Raw genomic sequence first — 20362 nt, forward strand, 5'->3', positions numbered from 1 at the left:
GCGTCACCAATGCGCTCGTCATTCCCGCGAAAGCGGGAATCCAACAAGTAGTCCGGTTTACGACTAGTCCGGTTTACGACGCTGGGTCCCCCTTTCGCGGGGATGACGACCGCAAGCAAAGACACCGCGCCGCAAGTACTCTTCCCAGGCAATCCCAGCCCGCAATCCCAAAGCGTAACCACGACCATGACCGAACACACGCCTCCGACGCATATCGACGAGAACCATCTGATCGCCGAGCGTCGCGCCAAACTCACGGCGCTGCGCGGGCAGGGCGTGGCGTTTCCCAATGATTTCCGCCGCGCCGACTACGCCGGCGACCTGCAGGCCGCCTATGCGGACGCCGAGCAGTGGACGGCCGAGGCGCTGGAGGCCAAGGGCCATCGCGTGGCGGTGGCCGGTCGCATCCTGCTCAAGCGCGTGATGGGCAAGGCCAGCTTCGTGCAGATCCAGGATGAGTCGGGTCGCATCCAGCTGTTCCTGCAGGCCAATGTGCTGGGCGAGACCTACGAGTCGTTCAAGGGCTGGGACGTCGGCGACATCGTGTCCGCCGAAGGCGTGCTCACCCGCACCAAGACCGGCGAACTGTCGGTCAAGACCGATGCGCTGCGCCTGCTGACCAAGTCGCTGCGGCCGCTGCCGGACAAGTTCCATGGCCTGGCCGACGTCGAACAGCGTTATCGCCAGCGCTACGTGGACCTGATCGTCACGCCGGAATCGCGCGAGGTCTTCGTCAAGCGTTCCAAGATCATCCGCGCCATGCGTGCCTGGCTGGACACGCGCCGCTTCCTTGAAGTGGAGACGCCGATGATGCATTACATCCCCGGCGGCGCCGCGGCCAAGCCGTTCGAAACGCACCACAACGCGCTGGACCTGGATCTGTACTTGCGAGTCGCGCCGGAGCTTTACCTCAAGCGCCTGGTCGTCGGCGGCCTGGAGCGGGTCTACGAGATCAACCGCAACTTCCGCAATGAGGGCGTGTCGACCCGGCACAACCCCGAGTTCACCATGCTCGAGCTGTACGAGGCCTACGCCACCTACACCGAGATCATGGACCTGACCGAGGGCGTGATCCGCGACGTCGCCCGCGACGTGCTGGGCACCACGCAACTGCATTGGGAAGGCAGCGACATCGACCTTGGCCCGTCGTTCCGTCGCTGGTCCATGACCGACGCGGTGCTCGAACACAACCCCGAGATCAAGCGCGAGGACCTGCGCGACCTCGAGAAGATGCGCACCCACTGCGCCCGCCTGAGGCTGCCGGTCAAGCCGGGCTATGGCTGGGGCAAGCTGCTGCTGGAGATCTTCGAGAAGACCGTCGAGCACACCCTGGTCCAGCCGACCTTCATCACCGACCATCCGGTCGAGGTGAGCCCGCTGGCACGCGCAAACGACAACGACCCGGAGCTGACCGACCGCTTCGAGCTGTTCATCAACGGCAAGGAGATCGCCAACGGCTTCTCCGAGTTGAACGACCCGGAAGACCAGGCGGCCCGTTTCCAGGCCCAGGTCGAGGCCAAGGAAGGCGGGGACGACGAGGCCATGCATTTCGACGCCGACTACATCCGGGCGCTGGAGGTGGGTCTGGCGCCGACCGGCGGACTGGGCATCGGCATCGACCGCCTGGTCATGCTGATGACGGGTTCGGCCTCGATCCGCGACGTGCTGCTGTTCCCGTACATGCGCCCGGAGGCCGGCGGCTGACCCCCCTCATCCCGCCAAGTGCCAGCGGCCGTGAGGCAGGGTATCCTGCTCGCATACGCCACTGAGGGGGTGGCCCCATGCGGGTGCAAGCGTGAACGTAGTCATCGTCGATGATCAGACCTCGGCGCGCACGATGCTGCGCCACATCATCGAGGACATCGCACCCGAGTTGGCCGTACACGACTTCGGCGAGCCGGGCCACGCATTGTCGTGGTGCGAATCCAACCAGCCCGACCTGCTGTTGCTCGACTACCGCATGCCGGGCATCGACGGTCTGGAGTTCGCCCGCCGCTTTCGCCGCCTGCCACTGCACCGCGACATCCCCATCATCCTGGTGACCGTGGTCGGCGACGAGCCGGTGCGCCAGGCCGCGCTCGATGCCGGTGTCATCGACTTCCTCGTCAAGCCGGTGAGGCCGCGCGAACTGCGCGCCCGTTGCCGCAACCTGCTGCAACTGCGCCAGCAGTCCGAGAACGTCAAGCAGCGTGCGTTGTCGCTGGAACAGCGCCTGCTGTCGAGCATGCACGAGGTCGAGGAGCGCGAGCGCGAGACGCTGTCGCGCCTGGCCCGCGCCATCGAGTACCGCGACACCGGCACCAGCGCCTATCTCGAACGCATGGCGCATGTCGCCGGCCTCATCGCCGAGCAACTAGGCATGTTCGAGGACGAGGTGCGGATGATCGAGATGTCCGCGCCGCTTCACGACATCGGCAAGATCGCCATTCCCGACGCGGTGCTGATGAAGGCCGGTCCGCTCACCGACGAGGAAACCGCCGTGATGCGGCGCCATCCGAAGATCGGTCATGAACTGCTGAGCGGCAGCCAGAACCGCTTCATCCAGGCCGGCGCGGTGATCGCGCTGCGCCACCATGAGCGTTACGACGGCAGCGGTTACCCTGACGGCCTGATCGGCGAGGAGATCCCGCTGGAAGCCCGGATCGTGGCCGTGGCGGACGTGTTCGACGCGCTGCTGTCGCCTCGCCCGTACAAGAAGGCCTGGGACATGGACGCCGCCATGGGCTACCTCTATGCCCAGCGTGGGCGGCTGTTCGACCCGCGCTGCGTGGATGCCATGATCCGGGGACGCTCGCGCCTGGAGGAGATCTGCCAGCGCTATTCAGCCAGCTCGGCGCGTCCGGGTATGGAATAGCCGCATGAGGCACCCCCTGTCCTGGATGCGTGATCGGCTGGCGCAGCGCAGCGATAGCGAGCACGGGCAGGCGTTCGTCCGCATCGCCGTCCTGCTGGTGGTGTTGGTCTACATGCTGGTGCGGGGCGCGGGCGGCAACCTGCCGCGCGAGGAATACGTCAACGTCCTGCACATGGTGGAGATGGGTTTCACCGTGGGCATGGTGCTGATCGTCTGGATCTTCGCATCGCCCGGCCCCTCGCACGTGCGCCGCATGATCGGCATGTTGTCCGACTATGGCCTGATGGGATTGGCCATGGTCCACATGGGCGAGCCGCTGGCCTGGGTGTACGTGATCCTGATGTGGGTGACGGTCGGCAACGGCCTGCGCTATGGCAGCAACTACCTCAATGCCGCCGTGGCGATGGCCTTCATCAGCTTCGGCGTGGTCATCGAGCTCAACGACTACTGGATACGCAACCGCGTGCTGGCAGTGGGCCTGTTGATCGGCCTGGTCGCGATCCCGTTCTACCTGTCGGGCCTGCTGCGCGCGTTGACGCGCGCGACCGACGAGGCGCGCCGCGCCAACGAGGCCAAGAGCCGGTTCCTGGCCAACATGAGCCACGAGTTCCGCACGCCCCTCAACGGGCTCGCGGGCATGTCCGAGTTGCTGGCGACCACGCGCCTGGACCCCGAACAACGCGAATGCCTCAACACCATCCAGGCCTCGACGCGAAGCCTGCTGGCGCTGGTCGAGGACGTGCTGGATATCTCGGCCATCGAAGCCGGCAAACTCAAGCTCAACCTGGTCGAGTTTTCGCCGCGCGAACTTGGGCAGGGCATCTCGATGATCCTGCAGCCGCAGGCGAAGGCCAAGCAGTTGCGCTTCGACGTGCAGGTGGCCGGCGATGTGCCCGACCGGCTGCTGGGTGACGTGGGACACCTGCGCCAGGTGCTGATCAACCTGGCGGGCAATGCGGTCAAGTTCACCGACCGCGGCTCAGTGCGCCTGGACGTGGCCATCTCGCGCCAGGAGAACGACCGCGTCCGCCTGCGTTTCACCGTGACCGATACCGGCATCGGCATCCCGATGGCCGCGCAGAAGCGCCTGTTCGAGGCCTTTGAGCAGGCCGACGTCAGCCTGGCCCGACGCTATGGCGGCACGGGCCTGGGTACGACGATCGCCAAGGGCCTCACCGAAGCGATGGGTGGCAGCATCGGCTTCGAGAGCACCGAACAGCGCGGCAGCCGCTTCTGGGTCGAGTTGCCGTTCCAGGCGTTCCAGCGCGTCGAGGTGCGCGTCGACCCCGTTGCCGTGCCCGTCGCGCCGGGCAGGACGGAACGGGTCGAAAGCGAAGCGCAGGAAAACATCATCGCGTTCTCCGATCCGTTCCTGCGCCATCGCGCCCGCGTGCGCAGCCTGCAGGTGCTGGTGGCCGACGACCATGCCGCCAACCGCATGGTCCTGCAGCGCCTGCTGCAGAAGGCCGGGCATCGTGCTGTTTGCGTGGAAGGCGGCGAGGAAGTCCTCAACGCCCTGGAGACGTCGGACTACGACGCCGTCATCGCCGACCTGCACATGCCCGGAATCAGCGGCCTGGACCTGTTGCGGCAATTGCGGATCATGGAGGCGGGTAGTGCGCGGCGCACGCCGGTCATCGTGCTCAGCGCCGACGTTACGCCCGAATCGATCGGCGCCTGCGAACAGGCCGGAGCCCGGGCCTTCCTGGCCAAGCCGGTGGCGACCGCGCGACTTCTGGACACGCTGGCCGAAATCGCATCGAAGGGCCGCAGTTCTGCACCGGTCACCAGCGTGCGCAGCGAATTGCCGGTCAGCGACGGCACGTTCGATCCTTCGGTACTGGACGAACTGGGCGCGCTGGGCATGGGCGATGGCTTCGAGCGCGAGTTCATCGCGCAATGCCTGCGCGATGCCGACGGTTGCGTCACCGCGCTGATGCAGGCGGGCGAACACGACGACTGGGAGCGGGTGCGCGAGCAGGCTCACGCGCTCAAGGGCGTCTCCAGCAATCTGGGCCTGATCAAGCTGGCGGCCGTCAGCGGCGAACTGATGCGGCTTGCGGACTGGCAGGTCGCACGCGAGTGGCGCCAGCGTCTGGGCGGCCTCAACGAACGCCTTGCCCAAGGCAAGGCGGCGCTCGAAGCGCGCGAACGGGCACGTGGTGCCCGTGGCGGCGACGAGCGCTCATCCTGAGGGGCGGGCCGGCATGCGGCCCGCTCGACCCATCAGGCGGCCAGTGACGAACGGCGGGTCTGTGCGCGGACGATGCGTTCCATTGTGCGCAGCGACTTCTCGCCCAGCGCCAGGGCCGTATCCACCCACACTTCGGTGATGCCCATCAGCTCGTCGTAGCCGACCGGCTGCGAGATGCCACGCACGGCGTTCATGGCCAGATGGGCGTGCGGCGAACGCTGCTGCTGGCGGATCAGATCCTGCACGGCCGCCTCGCCCTGGCCCTTGGGCACGAGCACGTCGACCACGCCCATGCGGTGCATCTCGTCGCTGGTGAGGATGGAGCCTTCGAGGATGAGCTTCTCGGCCATCTGCGGCGACATGCGCTTGCACAGGAACGAATAGGCGCCCATGCCCGGGAACAGGCCGAACAGCACTTCCGGCAAACCCATGTCGACGCCTTCCTCGGCGACGATGGTGTGGCAGGACAACGCGAGTTCAAGGCCACCGCCCAGCGCATCGCCTTGAACCAGCGCGATAGTGCGCACGTCGCCGCCCAGACCGTTGTGCAAGTGGTAGACACCGTCGATGCAGCGGCGCGCGTACGCGAGCAGGTGTTCGCGGTTGTTGCCGCGGATCAGCTTGGAAAACAGATCGAGATCGCCGCCGAGGTTGAAAGCCGAAGCGGCGGAGCCGAGCACCACATGACGCAAACGACCGGGCTGGCGCTGGCCTTCGCGCAACGTGATCGACGAGAGGAAGCTCCACATGTCGTCCATGAGTTCGGTACGAAAACACGGGCGCACTCCACGACCGATATCGTCGTGCATGTACATCCAGTGCGTATCGCCCGCAGGGTCGGACTCGACCCGCAGGGTCGCGTAGTTGCGCGTGCGGTGCAGCTTCTCGATGGTGCTCATTTGGCAGTCCCCATTGTGCCGCCCGCAAGGCAGGGTGGGTGGGCGGCGGACGGCTTGTTATGGCCCACACGTTCCGATGCTACACCCCAGCCACGGCCAAAAAGGAAGCCCCTCCGGCGGGGAGGGGCTTTCGGGGACTACCGAGCGGCAGGGACTCAGTTGCCGGCCGGCGCGTCGCGCAACTCCCGGCGCAGGATCTTGCCGACGTTGGTCTTTGGCAGTTCCGTGCGGAATTCGACGAAGCGTGGGTGCTTGTAGCCGGTCAGGTGTTCGCGGGCATGCGCCTTGACCTGCTCGGCGGTCAACGACGGGTCCTTCTTCACGATCACGACCTTCACAGCCTCGCCGGACTTCTCGTCGGCCACGCCCACCGCGGCCACTTCGAGCACTCCGGGCATCATCGCGATCACATCCTCGACCTCGTTGGGGTACACGTTGAAGCCCGACACCAGGATCATGTCCTTCTTGCGGTCGACGATGTAGAAGAACCCCTTTTCGTCCATGCGCGCCATGTCGCCGGTGTGCAGCCAGCCGTCGGCGTCGATGACGTTGGCGGTCTCTTCCGGACGGCGCCAGTAGCCCTTCATGACCTGGGGCCCCTTGATGCACAGCTCGCCGACGTCGCCGATCTGTGTCATCGCATTGCCGGCCTCGTCCTTCAGGCAGGCGTCGGTGGAGGGGATCGGCAGGCCGATCGCGCCGTTGTAATCGGCCAGGTCCATCGGATTGATGCAGGCCGCCGGCGAGGTCTCGGTCAGGCCATAGGCCTCGACCAGCGTCGTGCCGGTGACCTGCTTCCAGCGTTCGGCCACCGAACGCTGCACCGCCATGCCGCCGCCCAGGGTCAGGTGCAGTTTGGAAAAGTCGATCTGGTCGAAGCCGGGCGTGTTGAGCAGGCCGTTGAAGAGCGTGTTGACGCCGGTGATCGCGGTGAATGGAACCTTCTTGAGCTCCTTCACGAAGCCGTGCATGTCGCGCGGATTGGTGATCATGTAGTTCAGGCCGCCGAACTTCATGAAGACCAGCCCGTTCGCCGTCAGCGCGAAGATGTGGTACAGCGGCAGCGCGGTGATGATGATCTCCTCGCCGTACTTCACGTTCGTGCCGATCCACGCCGCGGCCTGCTGCATGTTGGCCACGAGGTTGCGATGGGTGAGCATCGCGCCCTTGGCCACGCCGGTGGTGCCGCCGGTGTACTGCAGGAAGGCGATGTCGTCCGGAGTGATCTCGATCTCGGGCAGTTTGCGCATCTGGCCGAGGGTGAGGGCGTCCTTGAAGCGGATCGCGCCGGGGATGTTGTAGTCCGGCACCATCTTCTTCACGTACTTCAGCACGAAGTTGACGATCGCGCCCTTGGGCATGGCGAGCATGTCGCCCAGGCCGGTGGTGATGACCTGCTTGACCTGGGTATCGGCGAGGACCTCCTGCACGGTATGGCCGAAGTTGTCGAGCACGAGGATCGCACTGGCGCCGGAGTCGGCGAGCTGGTGCTTGAGCTCGCGCGCCGTGTACATCGGGTTGGTGTTCACCACGGTCAGGCCGGCGCGCAGGATGCCGAACGTCGCGATGGGGTACTGCAGGCAGTTGGGCATCATGATCGCGACGCGATCGCCCTTCTTGAGCTTGAGCTCGCCGAGCAGGTAGGCCGCGAACTGCGCGCTGAGCCGGTCGACCTCGGCGTAGGTCAGCACCCGGCCGAGATTGGCGAAGGCGGGGCGGTCGCGGTACTTGTCGATCGCGTTCTCGAGCACCGAGACAATGGAGGGATACTCGTCGACGTCGATCTCGGCCGGCACTCCGGCCGGGTAATGCGCAAGCCACGGACGTTCAAAACCCATCGCGATCCCCTATGTAATTCTCGCGTTGATTGCCGCACTGCCGAATGCGCTGGCGTACGGTCTTTCCCGGATTGGAGCATAGGCACTAGAGGCTGGCAAGGCGGCCTCAGGTGGGTAAACGCAGGCGACCTCGATGTGCGGTCGTGTCAGGATGCGGTCTCTTGCTGTCGAGGAACCATCATGCTGAAACCTTCCCGGCCGGGATTGCAGATGCCGGCCTGGCTTGCGCCGGCCCTGCTGGCGCTGGCCTTGTTGGGCTGTTCGCGAACCGCGCCGGAGGAGCGCCTGCGAGCGGCCATGAGCGAGCTGCAGGCGAGCATCGAGCAGCGCGATGCGAAAGAACTGGAATCGTACCTGGCGCAGGACTTCGTCGGTCCCGATGGGCTCGATCGCGAAGGGGCACGCCGCATGGCGCAGGTGCTGTTCCTGCGGCATCGCGATGTCGGGGTGCGCACGGGGCCGGAAGAGGTCACGTTGCAGGCGGGGTATGCGACGGTACGTTTCAGCGCGGCGCTGACCGGGGGCGCAGGCGGAGTGTTGCCCGATTCGGCCCAGGTCTACGACGTGGAGAGCGGGTGGCGCGAAGAGGAGGGCACATGGCGGTTGACCAGTGTGCGCTGGACGCCGAAGTTCCAGCCGGCGCGGTAGGGTCGGCTGGAACCAAGGGCGGCTGAAGCGCACGTTGTGCGAAGGCCCTCGCGCTGAGCGCGAGGGCGGGGCTTGCGCCCGATCAGGATCAGGCTGTCTTCTTCGCCGCAAGATGTCGAAGCACGTAATGCAGGATGCCGCCGTGGCGGAAGTACTCCACTTCCTTCGGCGTCAACAGCAGCACCCTCACGTCGAACTGCGTGGTGGTTCCGTCGACCTTGGTGGCCATGACCGTGGCGGTCTTGGCGGCACCGTCGCGCAGGCCGGTCACGCTGAAGGTCTCCGAGCCATCCAGGCCGAGCTTCTGGGCATTTTCTCCTTCCTTGAACTGCAAGGGCAGCACGCCCATGCCGACCAGGTTGGAGCGGTGGATGCGCTCGAAGGTTTCAGCGATCACCGCCTTCACGCCGAGCAGGTTGGTGCCCTTGGCCGCCCAGTCGCGCGACGAGCCGGTGCCGTACTCCTTGCCTGCCAGCACCACCAGCGGCACGCCATCGGCCTTGTAGCGCATCGCGGCGTCATAGATCGACAGCTTCTCGGTGCTGCCGTGCGCGCCGTGATAGATCGTGTTGCCGCCTTCCTCGCCGCCGAGCATCAGGTTCTTGATGCGGATGTTGGCGAAGGTGCCGCGCACCATCACGTCGTCGTTGCCGCGACGGCTGCCGTAGCTGTTGAAGTCGGCCGGCTGCACGCCGCGCTCCATCAGGAAGCGCCCCGCCGGCGAATCCTTCTTGATGTTGCCGGCCGGCGAGATGTGGTCGGTGGTGATCGAATCGCCGAACATGCCCAGCACGCGGGCGCCGCGCACGTCATCGATGGAACCGACCTGCATGGTGATGCCGTCGAAGTAGGGCGGGTTCTTGATGTAGGTCGACTCCCCGTCCCAACGGAAGGATTCACCCTCCGGCGACGCGATCTGGTTCCAGCGCGAATCGCCCTTGAACACATCGGCGTAGTTCTGCGCGAACAGTTCCGGCCCCACCGTTGCGGAGATGATGTCGCCGATCTCCTTGTTGGTCGGCCAGATGTCGCGCAGGTACACATCCTTTCCGTCCGGGGTGTGCCCGATCGGCTCACGGGTCATGTCGATGTCGACGGTGCCGGCCAGCGCGTACGCCACCACCAGCGGCGGCGACGCCAGGTAGTTCATCTTGACCTCCGGATGCACGCGTCCTTCGAAATTGCGGTTGCCCGACAGCACCGAGGCCACCGCCAGTTCGTTTTCGGCGATGCCCTTGGACACCGGGTCGGGCAGAGGGCCTGAGTTGCCGATGCACGTGGTGCAGCCGTAGCCGACGACGTAGAAGCCGAGCTTTTCCAGATCGGCCAGCACGCCGGCCTTCTTGAGGTAGTCGGTCACCACCAGCGAGCCCGGCCCAAGCGAAGTCTTCACCCATGGCTTGGCCTTGAGGCCGAGTTTCACGGCGTTGCGCGCGACCAGGCCGGCACCGAGCATCACCGCCGGATTGGAGGTGTTGGTGCAGGAAGTGATGGCGGCGATCACCACCGAACCGTCGCACAGATCGGCGTCCTGGTCCTGGATGCGGATCTTCGACTTCGGCTTGGCGGCCAGGTGTTCGGCCTGCGGCTGTGCGCCGCCTTCGCCGGCCAGGCGCTCCAGCGTTTCCTTGCGAGGCTTGCGGTTGGCGGTCAGGCCTTCGAGGTTCTTGTGGAAGTTGTCCTTGACGTCTTCCAGCAGCACCCGGTCCTGCGGGCGCTTGGGGCCTGCCAGCGACGGCTTCACGTCGCCCAAGTCCAGTTCCAGCGTCGCCGAGTAGGTGGCGTGCGGGGTGTGGGCGTCGTGCCACATCCCCTGTGCCTTGGCATAGGCCTCGACCAGCGCGATCTGCTCGCTGCTGCGACCCGACAGGCGCAGATAGTTCAGCGCCTCGGCATCGATCGGGAAGATGCCGCAGGTCGCGCCGTATTCCGGCGCCATGTTGGCGATCGTCGCGCGGTCGGCCAGTGGCAGGTGCTGCAGGCCGTCGCCGTAGAACTCGACGAACTTGCCCACCACGCCCAGCGCCCGCAGCATCTGGGTGACGGTCAGCACCAGGTCGGTGGCGGTGGCTCCTTCCGGCAGCCTGCCGGTCAGCTTGAAGCCGACCACCTGCGGAATGAGCATCGAGGACGGCTGGCCCAGCATCGCCGCTTCGGCCTCGATGCCGCCCACGCCCCAGCCGAGCACGCCGATGCCGTTGATCATCGTGGTGTGGCTGTCGGTGCCGAAGACGGTATCGGGGAATGCCTGCAGTTCGCCGTCGACGTCGCGTTCGACCACGACGCGGGCCAGGTGTTCGAGGTTCACCTGGTGGACGATGCCGGTGTTGGGCGGCACCACCTTGAAGTTATCGAAGGCCTTCTGGCCCCAGCGCAGGAAGCTGTAGCGTTCCTTGTTGCGCTCGAACTCGATCTTGCCGTTGAGATCCAGCGCGTCCGAACGGCCGAACACGTCGACCTGCACCGAGTGATCGATGACCAGTTCGGAAGGAATCAGCGGGTTGATCTGCTTCGGGCTGCCGCCCAGCCGGGTGACCGCATCGCGCATCGCCGCCAGGTCCACCACGCACGGCACGCCGGTGAAGTCCTGCAACACCACGCGCGCCGGCATGAAGGCGATCTCGGTGTCGGGCTCGGCCTTGGGATCCCACGTCGCCACCGACTCGATGTGATCCTTGCCGACCGTCTGGCCGCCGTCCTCGTGGCGCAGCAGGTTCTCCAGCAGGATCTTCATCGAGTAGGGCAGCCGGCTGATGTCGAAGCGCTCGCCCAGGGCCGGCAGGCTGAAGTAGGTCAGCTTGCGGCCGTTGACGTCGAGCTGGCGGCGGGTGGAGAAGGAGTCGTACATGGGGGAGGGCTCCAGTGCTTATGGCTGGCGTGCCTGCGCGGCCTGGGCCTTGGCGGCACGATGGCTTGCTGACGCCGCGGTCGATGCGGCGCGGTCGGACGATTATCGCTCTATCGGATTCAGGAAGCGTGCAGACATTGGTCCAATGCGGCAAAGCGGGCAGGAAAATACCGTTTGAAACGCTTCCAAACACTCGCCGCGGATGACTCCGGGGCCCGGATCGGATTGCCGCAAAAGGCGGTTGCGGGCAAAATACACGGTCGTCGGGACCCTCATTCGGATGAGTTTCCCGCGCTCGGCAACTCCCTGCCAACCCAGCCTGCACGCCAGCGCGGCGACCTCGCCGCTGGCGGCCTTGCAGCGCGGGATGGCGTCTTTCCGCTCCATTTCGACGGGATTCTTCATGCTCTCCAGCTACCGCCAACACGTTGCCGAGCGCGCCGCGCTGGGCATTCCGCCGCTGCCGTTGACCGCCCAGCAGACTGCCGAGGTCATCGAGCTGCTGAAGAATCCGCCGGCCAATGAAGAACAGTTCCTGCTCGACCTGATCACCAACCGCGTCCCGGCCGGCGTCGACGATGCCGCCAAGGTCAAGGCTTCGTACCTGGCCGCCGTCGCCTTCGGCAGCGAGAAGAACCCGCTGATCAGCCGCGAGCGTGCCACCGAACTGCTGGGCACCATGCTGGGCGGTTACAACATCCATCCGCTGGTCGATCTGCTCGACGACGCCGTCGTGGGCACCATCGCCGCCGATGCGCTGAAGAAGACCCTGCTGATGTTCGACGCCTTCCACGACGTGCAGGAGAAGGCTTCGAGTGGCAACGCCCACGCCAAGGCCGTGCTGCAGAGCTGGGCCGACGCGGAGTGGTTCACCAGCCGTCCGGAAGTGCCGCAGAGCCTGACCATCACTGTGTTCAAGGTGACCGGCGAAACCAACACCGACGACCTGTCGCCGGCGCCCGACGCGACCACGCGCCCGGACATTCCGCTGCACGCGCTGGCGATGCTGAAGAACCAGCGCGACGGCATCGAGCCGGAGGAAGACGGCAAGCGCGGCCCGGTCAAGTTCATCGAGTCACTGAAGGACAAGGGCCATCTGGTTGCCTATGTCGGCGACGTGGTCGGCACGGGTTCCAGCCGCAAGTCCGCCACCAATTCGGTGCTGTGGTTCACCGGCGAAGACATTCCGTTCATCCCGAACAAGCGCTTCGGCGGCGTGTGCCTGGGCAGCAAGATCGCCCCGATCTTCTACAACACGATGGAAGACGCCGGCGCGCTGCCGATCGAACTCGACGTGTCGCAGATGAACATGGGCGACGTGATCGAGCTGCGCCCGTATGAAGGCAAGGCGATCAAGGACGGCCAGGTCGTCGCCGAGTTCGCCCTGAAGTCCGACGTGCTGCTGGACGAAGTCCGCGCCGGCGGCCGCATTCCGCTGATCGTCGGCCGTGGCCTGACCGCCAAGGCGCGCGAGGCGCTGGGCCTGGCCCCGTCGACGCTGTTCCGCCTGCCGCAGAACCCGGCCGATACCGGCAAGGGCTACTCGCTGGCGCAGAAGATGGTGGGCCGCGCCTGTGGCTTGCCGGAAGGCGAGGGTGTGCGTCCGGGCACCTACTGCGAACCCAGGATGACCTCGGTGGGTTCGCAGGACACCACCGGCCCGATGACCCGCGACGAGCTGAAGGACCTGGCCTGCCTGGGCTTCTCGGCCGACCTGGTGATGCAGTCGTTCTGCCACACGGCGGCCTATCCGAAGCCGGTCGACGTCAAGACCCACCACACCCTGCCGGAGTTCATCTCCAACCGCGGCGGCATCTCGCTGCGCCCCGGCGACGGCGTGATCCACAGCTGGCTCAACCGCATGCTGTTGCCCGACACCGTCGGAACCGGCGGCGACTCGCATACCCGTTTCCCGGTGGGCATTTCGTTCCCGGCTGGTTCCGGCCTGGTCGCGTTCGCCGCGGCTACCGGCGTGATGCCGCTGGACATGCCCGAGTCGGTGCTGGTCCGCTTCAAGGGCGAGATGCAGCCGGGCGTCACGCTGCGTGACCTGGTCAACGCGATCCCGCTGGCCGCGATCAAGCAGGGCCTGCTGACCGTCGCCAAGCAGGGCAAGAAGAACATCTTCTCCGGTCGCATCCTCGAGATCGAAGGCCTGCCGCACCTGAAGGTCGAGCAGGCGTTCGAGTTGTCCGATGCCTCGGCCGAGCGTTCGGCCGCCGGCTGCACGGTCAAGCTCGACCAGGCGCCGATCATCGAATACCTCACCAGCAACATCACGCTGTTGAAGTGGATGATCGCCGAGGGTTACGCCGACCCGCGCTCGCTGGCGCGCCGCATCAAGGCGATGGAAGCGTGGCTGGCCAACCCGCAGTTGCTGGAAGGCGATGCCGATGCCGACTACGCCGCGGTCATCGAGATCGACCTGAACCAGATCGTCGAACCGATCGTCGCCTGCCCGAACGATCCGGACGACGTGAAGACGCTGTCCGACGTCGCTGGTGCGGTCATCGACGAAGTGTTCATCGGTTCGTGCATGACCAACATCGGCCACTTCCGCGCTGCGGCGAAGCTGCTGGAAGGAAAGCGCGACATCCCGACCCGCCTGTGGGTCGCGCCGCCGACCAAGATGGATGCGTCCGAGCTGACCAAGGAAGGCCACTACGGCACCTTCGGCACGGCCGGCGCGCGCATGGAAATGCCGGGCTGCTCGCTGTGCATGGGCAACCAGGCGCAGGCGCGCGAGGGCGCGACCGTGTTCTCGACCAGCACGCGCAACTTCCCGAACCGTCTGGGCCGCAATACCAACGTGTACCTGGGCTCGGCGGAACTGGCGGCGATCTGCTCGCGCCTGGGCCGCATCCCGACGCGTGAGGAGTACATGGCGGACATCGGCGTCATCAACAGCAACGGCACCGAGATCTACCGCTACATGAACTTCGACCAGATCGAGGACTACAAGCAGGTTGCCGATACCGTTGCAGCGTGAGCGACGTTGCGATCGTGAAACATCGCGGTCGCAGTTCCAAACCTGAATCTGCAATAACAAAACCCCCGGCTTGGCCGGGGTTTTTTGTGTCTGTGGTCATCGATCGTGCGCAGTGGCCGAAACGAAGCGCTCAGTGCGTGACAGTAATCGCAGACTTGCATTGTGTGCTGACGTTAGATGCACGCAGCAGGGGGGACAACATGAAGACGCATAAAACCCGGGATCGGGTCGAACAGACGTTGCGTTGGATGCTCGCACTGGCGCTGATTGCCGCCGTGGCCTGGGCATGGGCCCAGAACGGCGGCGGGAGTTGGCCAGGACCGTTCGCTGGTTGATCGGTTTGCGATCAGGCTTCAGCCAGGTGGCCGTTGATCGCGGCCACCAGGTCGCGGCGCCGCAGGGCCAGATCCCACAAGCTGCCGCCGAGTTGGCGCCATAGCACTGCTGATCGCACGGCGGCGAGCAGGATCGCGCGCACTTCGGACACGACGGGCGCCTGGCCGAGGTAGTGCGGGTTGCCCTGCACGAGCACGCGCGGGCGCAGGTGGCTGAGCGTTTCGGCATACAGGCTGCCGAGCGCCGAGAGCACATCGGGATGGCTGCTGCCCAGGCGCTGTGCGTGGGCCGCGTGTTCGCGAATGCCGGCCTGGACACGGCTGGCCATCGTGTCTTCGCGCACGAACCTGCGCTCCAGCTGCATCACGGCCAGCGCCAACCGGGGCAGTTGCTCGTCGCGCGGCTGGTTGCCGAAATAATCACGCAACAGGGTCAGACCCGGCCGCAGTGCTTCGATGCCGCCATACACGTCGGCGGGCGACTGCGCATCGATGCGGAACACCGAGTCCATCGCCGTGGTGAGGATCGCGGCATTGGCCTGGCCGGTGTCCGCGACGCGGCGCACCTGGGCCAGTGCCTGGACCAGCCCGGCCAGCGCCAGTGCACGCTCGGACATCGGGTTGACTCGTGTGTTGTTCATGCTCTGCCTGGGTTGGTCGTTCCCGACGGGGCGGGAATCGCGTGTTCTGGGGGCGGGGCGCTAAGCCGCATCGGCACGGAATCGCTGCTCCAGCGGTGCGTCCGTGGCGGCGATCACGGCGCCGCCGAGACAGACATCGCCGTCGTAAAGCACCAGCGACTGTCCCGGTGTCACTGCACGTTGGGGGCGGGCGAAGCGAACTTCCAGATGGCCGTCGTCCTGCACGAACACCTCGCAGGCTTCGTCGGGCTGGCGGTAGCGGGTCTGGGCGGTGCAGGTGAAGCGTTGCGCGGGCGGTGCGCCGTCGATCCAGTGAGCGGCTTCCGACCACAGTGCCTGCGAGTGAAGCCAGGGGCTGTCGGTGCCCTGGTCGACGTACAGCACGTTGTGCGCCACGTCCTTGCCGACCACGTACCACGGAGCCGGCTCGAAGCCGCGTACGCCACCGATGTTCAGTCCCTCGCGCTGGCCGAGAGTGAAATAGAACACACCCGGATGCTCGCCGATCACGTGGCCGTCCGGCGTGCGCATCTCACCCGGACGGGCAGGCAGGTAGCGCCCCAGGAACTCGCGGAAATCGCGTTCGCCGATGAAGCAGATGCCCGTGGAGTCTTTCTTGGCCGCGGTCGGCAGGCTGGCCTCCAGCGCCATCTGCCGCACGTCGCGCTTGAGCAGTTCACCCAGCGGGAACTTCGTCGCGGACAGTTGCGCCTGGCCCAACTGGTGCAGGAAGTAGCTCTGGTCCTTGCTGCGATCCACGGCGCGCAACAGTCGGTGGCGGCCGTCGATCTGCGTGACGCGGGCGTAGTGGCCGGTCGCGATGTACTGCGCCCCGAGCTGGTGGGCGGCGTCGAGGAAGTACTTGAACTTGATCTCGCGGTTGCACAGCACGTCCGGGTTGGGCGTGCGGCCAGCGGCATACTCGGCGAGGAAGTGTTCGAACACGCCCTTCCAGTACTCCTGCGAGAAGTCCCGGAAGTGGATCGGAACGCCCAGGCGACCGCTCACCGCCACCGCGTCGCGGCGGTCGTCTTCGGCGCGGCAGTCGCCGCTGCCGTCGTCGGCCCAGTTCTGCATGAAAAGCCCGGCGATGGGCTCGCCCGCATCGCGCAGGCGCAGCGCCGCGACCGAAGAGTCCACGCCTCCGGACATGCCGACGATGGTGCGCGGCGCGCTCATGGGCCGGACAGACTCATGACAGGTGCTGGATCAGCTCCAGCGGCTGCCGACGCCCCGCCAGGAAGTCGGCCGCCACGCGCCACACCAGCGGGCTTCGATGGCGGGCCTGGGCAGCCTGAAGCTCGCTGGGCGTCATCCACAGGGCGCGGACGATGCCGTCGTCCAGTGGACGCGCCGGGTCATGGCGCAGCGGCTCGGCGGCGAAGGCGAAGCGAAGGTAGTGCCGGCCGCCGGTGCCGTCGCCATTGAGTGGTGCCTTCCACTGATAGGCGCCGACGAAGGCGGTCAGGCGCACGTCCCAGCCGGTCTCCTCGCGGGTTTCGCGCAGCGCGGCATCGATCAGGCTTTCGTCGGGCTCCAGGTGGCCGGCCGGCTGGTTCAGCACCAGGCGTCCGCTCACCGATTCTTCGACCATCAGCAAGCGGCCGTTATCGACCACCACCGTGGCCACGGTGACATCCGGCTGCCAGAAGCGCCCTTCGCGGTAGCTCATCTCAGAACTCGTCCTTGTCGGGAGTCAGCGCCGCTTCCATCTGGTCGGCGCTGCGCGTGGCGGCGTCGATCGCATCATCGAGCTGCTGCTGGGAGGCATCGGCCGGGATCTTGACGACGAATACGGCCATGTCGCCCTGCTTGACCCAACTGCCGAGCTTGCTGGTCTGGCTGTCCTCCAGCAGGCGGTTGGCGACCTCGGCCGGAATCAGCGCCCCCGGCGCCCGGTAGGCCGGCGCCCAGATCTCACGGATGCGGTGGGCGCCGAACGATTCGACGCCGGAGAGTACGTAGACCAGCTGCGATCGTTCGCCGTCGAGTTCGAAGGTGAGCTGGTAATCGCCGTCCTTGTCCACGTTGTAGCGATACCCCAGCGCGTCCAGTTGCTGTCCTATCGTCGCATCGGCCCCAGCGGAACGCTGTGTTCCAGCAGGCGCTGTCTCCTTCGAGGCCGACGCCACGAGGGGAAGCAGGGACAGTGCCAACAACAGGGTGGAAGCGGATGAAAACAGGCGCATGAGTCAACCCAGCGGGATATCCCCGCATTGTTGCAGGCGCCGCGCTCGGGCGTCCACGACTGCCGGAACGCCCAGCCTATAATTCGCCCATGGCAAAACAACCTGACCAAGAGCACAGCCACGGCGTACTGGTGGAAACCGGCAAGCCTGAAGTGGCCCGCCCGCCCCTGTATTCCGTATTGCTGCTTAACGATGACTACACACCCATGGATTTCGTGGTCGAGGTGCTGATGCGCTTTTTCGCCATGAACGCCGAAAAAGCCACGCAGATCATGCTTCACGTGCATACCCGTGGCCGCGGCGTTTGCGGGGTCTTCACCCGCGAGGTGGCCGAGTCCAAGGTCGCCCAGGTGAACGAATTTTCAAGGCTTCACCAGCACCCCTTGCTGTGCACTATGGAAAAGGCCTAAATCCTTCTCTGACAACGTCCTTGTCAGTAAGCACAGGAACCGCTGCTTTTCCGGGCGGTCCAAGCTTGCGAGGGGCTGGCATGGAAATGCCGGAGCGCGTCCCCATCTTGGACAGCAGTAGCTTTCCGGAGGCTTCAGCCCCATGTTCAGCAAGGATCTCGAATACAGCATCGGCCAGTGCTACAAGCGCGCCCGCGAGGCGCGCCACGAGTACATGACGGTCGAGCACCTGTTGCTGGCTCTGCTCGACAACCCGTCGGCCGAGGCAGTCCTCAAGGCTTGCGGCGCCGACCTGGCGCGCCTGCGCAGCGACCTGGAGCAGGCCATCGCCACCTCGGTGTCGGTGCTGCCCGAGGACGTGGACCGCGATACCCAACCCACGCTCGGATTCCAGCGCGTGCTGCAGCGCGCCGTCTATCACGTCCAGTCCTCCGGCAAGAAGGAGGTCACCGGCGCCAACGTGCTGGTGGCGATCTTCGGCGAGAAGGATTCACACGCGGTCTATTTCCTCAACCAGCAGGACGTCGCCCGTTTGGACGTCGTCAACTACATCTCTCATGGCATCGCCAAGCACGGCGCCGAGGAGAGCGGCAACAGCCATCACGAGGAAGGCGAGGCACGCGGCGAGGGCGGGGAGGGCGAAGGTCGTTCCGACGCGCTGGCGGAGTTCGCGGTGAACCTCAACCAGCTCGCGCGCGAAGGCAAGATCGATCCGCTGGTCGGTCGCGCCGACGAAGTCGAGCGCACCATCCAGGTGCTGTGCCGCCGCCGCAAGAACAATCCGTTGTACGTCGGTGAAGCCGGCGTCGGCAAGACCGCGATCGCCGAGGGACTGGCCAAGCGCATCGTCGATGGCGACGTACCCGAGGTACTCGCGGACGCCACGATCTACGCCCTCGACCTGGGCGCGCTGGTCGCCGGCACCAAGTATCGCGGCGATTTCGAGAAGCGCCTGAAGGCCGTGCTGACCCAGCTCAAGCGGCTGCCCGAAGCGGTGCTCTTCATCGACGAGATCCACACCATCATCGGTGCCGGCAGCGCCAGCGGCGGCACGATGGATGCGTCCAACCTGATCAAGCCGGCACTCGCATCGGGTGAGCTGCGCTGCATCGGTTCGACCACGTTCCAGGAATACCGTGGCATCTTCGAGAAGGACCGTGCGCTGGCGCGTCGCTTCCAGAAGATCGACATCGTCGAGCCGACGGTGGGCGAGGCCTACGAGATTCTGGTCGGCCTGAAGCCCAAGTACGAAGCGCACCACGGCGTGACCTACGCCGACGAGGCGCTGCACGCGGCGGTCGACCTGTCGGTCAAGCACATCGGCGACCGCCTGCTGCCCGACAAGGCCATCGACGTCATCGACGAAGCGGGCGCGCGCCAGCGGCTGCTCGCCGAAGACGTGCGCAAGAGCCTGATCGACGTCGAGGAGATCGAGACGATCGTCGCCAAGATGGCGCGCATCCCGGCCAAGCAGGTATCGGCCAGCGACAAGGATGTGCTGAAGAACCTCGAGCGCAACCTGAAGATGGTGATCTTCGGCCAGGACCCGGCGATCGACACGCTGACCTCGGCCATCAAGCTCGCGCGCTCCGGCCTGGCCAATCCCGACAAGCCGATCGGCAACTTCCTGTTCGCCGGCCCGACTGGCGTTGGCAAGACCGAGGTGACCAAGCAGCTCGCGCTGCAGCTGGGCATCGAGCTGGTCCGCTTCGACATGTCCGAGTACATGGAGCCGCACTCGGTGTCCCGCCTGATCGGCGCGCCTCCGGGCTACGTCGGTTTCGACCAGGGCGGCCTGCTGACCGAGAAGATCGTCAAGACGCCGCACTGCGTGCTGCTGCTGGACGAGGTCGAGAAGGCACACCCGGACATCTTCAACATCCTGTTGCAGGTGATGGACCGCGGCATCCTGACCGACACCAACGGGCGCGAGGCCAACTTCAAGAACGTGGTGTTGGTGATGACGACCAACGCCGGCGCGGCGCAGGCGTCGCGACGCACGATCGGTTTCACCCGGCAGGATCACTCGACCGATGCGATGGAAGTGATCCGCCGCAGCTTCAGCCCGGAGTTCCGCAACCGGCTCGATGCGGTCGTGCAGTTCCAGGCGCTGGGCATGGAGCACATCCTGCGCGTCGTCGACAAGTTCCTGATCGAACTGGAGGCCCAGCTGCACGAGAAGAACGTCACCCTGACGGCGACGCCGAGCGCGCGCGACTGGCTGGCCCAGCACGGTTTCGACCCGCTGATGGGCGCGCGCCCGATGGCGCGGTTGATCCAGGACAAGATCAAGCGCCCGCTGGCGGACGAACTGCTGTTCGGCAAGCTGGTCGGGGGCGGTCGAGTGAACGTCGACGTCAAGGGCGACGACCTGGCCGTGGAGGCGTATGCCGAGCCGGAGAAACTGTTGCCGGCGACGGTATAGGCCGCTCCAGCGAATTCCCTCTCCCGGCGGGAGAGGGAAGGCAGCCTGGCCGCGACCGGGCTAAACAAAAAAGGCGGCCTCTGGCCGCCTTT

General features: G+C 65.9%; 16 protein-coding genes. 8 read left to right on the top strand and 8 right to left on the bottom strand.

Translation table 11 applies throughout. From position 1 onward, the window contains the following. The first annotated feature begins 186 nt into the window (after nucleotides 1–186). From lysS to J2X06_RS08905, 3 genes are all read left to right on the top strand, one after another. A complete protein-coding gene (gene lysS, locus J2X06_RS08895; protein WP_310061000.1) occupies nucleotides 187–1704 on the top strand; it encodes a lysine--tRNA ligase in 1518 nt (505 codons plus the stop codon). A 61-nt stretch (nucleotides 1705–1765) separates the two neighbouring features. Further along, complete coding sequence (locus J2X06_RS08900; protein WP_310061332.1) at nucleotides 1766–2854, top strand: two-component system response regulator; 1089 nt, start codon at nucleotides 1766–1768, stop codon at nucleotides 2852–2854. 4 nt (nucleotides 2855–2858) lie between these two features. After that, entirely contained in the window at nucleotides 2859–5048 is a 2190-nt protein-coding gene (locus J2X06_RS08905; protein WP_310061003.1) for an ATP-binding protein, read from the top strand. A 32-nt stretch (nucleotides 5049–5080) separates the two neighbouring features. Here J2X06_RS08905 and J2X06_RS08910 read toward each other — a convergent pair whose 3' ends face one another. Then, nucleotides 5081–5947 (bottom strand): crotonase/enoyl-CoA hydratase family protein, encoded by an 867-nt coding sequence (locus J2X06_RS08910; protein ID WP_310061007.1) that lies wholly within the window; start codon nucleotides 5945–5947, stop codon nucleotides 5081–5083. Between the two features lie 155 nt (nucleotides 5948–6102). After that, nucleotides 6103–7785, bottom strand: coding sequence for a long-chain fatty acid--CoA ligase (locus J2X06_RS08915; protein WP_310061009.1), 1683 nt, complete (start codon nucleotides 7783–7785; stop codon nucleotides 6103–6105). Between the two features lie 180 nt (nucleotides 7786–7965). Here J2X06_RS08915 and J2X06_RS08920 point away from each other — a divergent pair, with 180 nt between their 5' ends. Continuing rightward, the gene (locus tag J2X06_RS08920) at nucleotides 7966–8433 is read left to right on the top strand and encodes a nuclear transport factor 2 family protein (RefSeq protein ID WP_310061012.1); all 468 of its coding nucleotides are present in this window, start codon (nucleotides 7966–7968) and stop codon (nucleotides 8431–8433) included. An 88-nt stretch (nucleotides 8434–8521) separates the two neighbouring features. Here the strand turns inward: J2X06_RS08920 and acnA are convergent, their stop codons facing one another. Together acnA and J2X06_RS08930 are read right to left on the bottom strand one after the other, a co-directional pair. Further along, on the bottom strand, nucleotides 8522–11281 hold the full coding sequence (gene acnA / locus J2X06_RS08925; RefSeq protein WP_310061013.1) for an aconitate hydratase AcnA: 2760 nt from the start codon (nucleotides 11279–11281) through the stop codon (nucleotides 8522–8524). A gap of 102 nt (nucleotides 11282–11383) precedes the next feature. Then, nucleotides 11384–11686 carry a hypothetical protein gene (locus J2X06_RS08930; protein WP_310061016.1) on the bottom strand — a complete coding sequence of 101 codons (303 nt, stop codon included), beginning with the start codon at nucleotides 11684–11686 and terminating at the stop codon, nucleotides 11384–11386. Here J2X06_RS08930 and acnB point away from each other — a divergent pair. Then, nucleotides 11685–14270 carry a bifunctional aconitate hydratase 2/2-methylisocitrate dehydratase gene (gene acnB / locus J2X06_RS08935; RefSeq protein WP_310061019.1) on the top strand — a complete coding sequence of 862 codons (2586 nt, stop codon included), beginning with the start codon at nucleotides 11685–11687 and terminating at the stop codon, nucleotides 14268–14270. The two genes, J2X06_RS08930 and acnB, sit on opposite strands and share 2 nt — an antisense overlap. Before the next feature lie 200 nt (nucleotides 14271–14470). Further along, nucleotides 14471–14605 carry a hypothetical protein gene (locus J2X06_RS08940; protein ID WP_310061020.1) on the top strand — a complete coding sequence of 45 codons (135 nt, stop codon included), beginning with the start codon at nucleotides 14471–14473 and terminating at the stop codon, nucleotides 14603–14605. 11 nt (nucleotides 14606–14616) lie between these two features. Here J2X06_RS08940 and hflD read toward each other — a convergent pair whose 3' ends face one another. The 4 genes from hflD to J2X06_RS08960 all read right to left on the bottom strand — a co-directional run bounded on the left by hflD (nucleotide 14617) and on the right by J2X06_RS08960 (nucleotide 17435). Then, nucleotides 14617–15222, bottom strand: coding sequence for a high frequency lysogenization protein HflD (gene hflD / locus J2X06_RS08945; RefSeq protein WP_430539551.1), 606 nt, complete (start codon nucleotides 15220–15222; stop codon nucleotides 14617–14619). 84 nt (nucleotides 15223–15306) lie between these two features. Then, the gene (mnmA, locus tag J2X06_RS08950; protein WP_310061025.1) at nucleotides 15307–16425 is read right to left on the bottom strand and encodes a tRNA 2-thiouridine(34) synthase MnmA; all 1119 of its coding nucleotides are present in this window, start codon (nucleotides 16423–16425) and stop codon (nucleotides 15307–15309) included. Between the two features lie 13 nt (nucleotides 16426–16438). Continuing rightward, complete coding sequence (locus J2X06_RS08955) at nucleotides 16439–16918, bottom strand: NUDIX hydrolase (RefSeq protein ID WP_310061028.1); 480 nt, start codon at nucleotides 16916–16918, stop codon at nucleotides 16439–16441. Nucleotide 16919: 1 nt separating this feature from the next. Next, on the bottom strand, nucleotides 16920–17435 hold the full coding sequence (locus J2X06_RS08960) for a hypothetical protein (protein WP_310061031.1): 516 nt from the start codon (nucleotides 17433–17435) through the stop codon (nucleotides 16920–16922). Between the two features lie 89 nt (nucleotides 17436–17524). Between J2X06_RS08960 and clpS the strand changes: the two genes are divergently transcribed. After that, nucleotides 17525–17845: an ATP-dependent Clp protease adapter ClpS gene (gene clpS / locus J2X06_RS08965; RefSeq protein WP_310061033.1), complete on the top strand. Its 321-nt coding sequence runs from the start codon at nucleotides 17525–17527 to the stop codon at nucleotides 17843–17845. A 142-nt stretch (nucleotides 17846–17987) separates the two neighbouring features. Beyond that, complete coding sequence (gene clpA, locus J2X06_RS08970; protein ID WP_310061036.1) at nucleotides 17988–20270, top strand: ATP-dependent Clp protease ATP-binding subunit ClpA; 2283 nt, start codon at nucleotides 17988–17990, stop codon at nucleotides 20268–20270. Nucleotides 20271–20362 lie beyond the last annotated feature (92 nt).

The organism is Lysobacter niastensis, assembly GCF_031457115.1.
In the GTDB taxonomy this organism is placed as follows: Bacteria; Pseudomonadota; Gammaproteobacteria; order Xanthomonadales; family Xanthomonadaceae; genus Lysobacter_J; species Lysobacter_J niastensis_A.

Coding starts and splice junctions, on each gene's coding strand:
- J2X06_RS08910 (WP_310061007.1), bottom strand. CDS start 5,947: ATGAGCACCATCGAGAAGCTGCACCGCACGCGCAACTACGCGACCCTG.
- acnA (WP_310061013.1), bottom strand. CDS start 11,281: ATGTACGACTCCTTCTCCACCCGCCGCCAGCTCGACGTCAACGGCCGC.
- J2X06_RS08955 (WP_310061028.1), bottom strand. CDS start 16,918: ATGAGCTACCGCGAAGGGCGCTTCTGGCAGCCGGATGTCACCGTGGCC.
- hflD (WP_430539551.1), bottom strand. CDS start 15,222: ATGTCCGAGCGTGCACTGGCGCTGGCCGGGCTGGTCCAGGCACTGGCC.
- J2X06_RS08905 (WP_310061003.1), top strand. CDS start 2,859: ATGAGGCACCCCCTGTCCTGGATGCGTGATCGGCTGGCGCAGCGCAGC.
- J2X06_RS08940 (WP_310061020.1), top strand. CDS start 14,471: ATGAAGACGCATAAAACCCGGGATCGGGTCGAACAGACGTTGCGTTGG.
- J2X06_RS08960 (WP_310061031.1), bottom strand. CDS start 17,435: ATGCGCCTGTTTTCATCCGCTTCCACCCTGTTGTTGGCACTGTCCCTG.
- J2X06_RS08920 (WP_310061012.1), top strand. CDS start 7,966: ATGCTGAAACCTTCCCGGCCGGGATTGCAGATGCCGGCCTGGCTTGCG.
- lysS (WP_310061000.1), top strand. CDS start 187: ATGACCGAACACACGCCTCCGACGCATATCGACGAGAACCATCTGATC.
- acnB (WP_310061019.1), top strand. CDS start 11,685: ATGCTCTCCAGCTACCGCCAACACGTTGCCGAGCGCGCCGCGCTGGGC.
- mnmA (WP_310061025.1), bottom strand. CDS start 16,425: ATGAGCGCGCCGCGCACCATCGTCGGCATGTCCGGAGGCGTGGACTCT.
- clpA (WP_310061036.1), top strand. CDS start 17,988: ATGTTCAGCAAGGATCTCGAATACAGCATCGGCCAGTGCTACAAGCGC.
- J2X06_RS08930 (WP_310061016.1), bottom strand. CDS start 11,686: ATGAAGAATCCCGTCGAAATGGAGCGGAAAGACGCCATCCCGCGCTGC.
- J2X06_RS08915 (WP_310061009.1), bottom strand. CDS start 7,785: ATGGGTTTTGAACGTCCGTGGCTTGCGCATTACCCGGCCGGAGTGCCG.
- clpS (WP_310061033.1), top strand. CDS start 17,525: ATGGCAAAACAACCTGACCAAGAGCACAGCCACGGCGTACTGGTGGAA.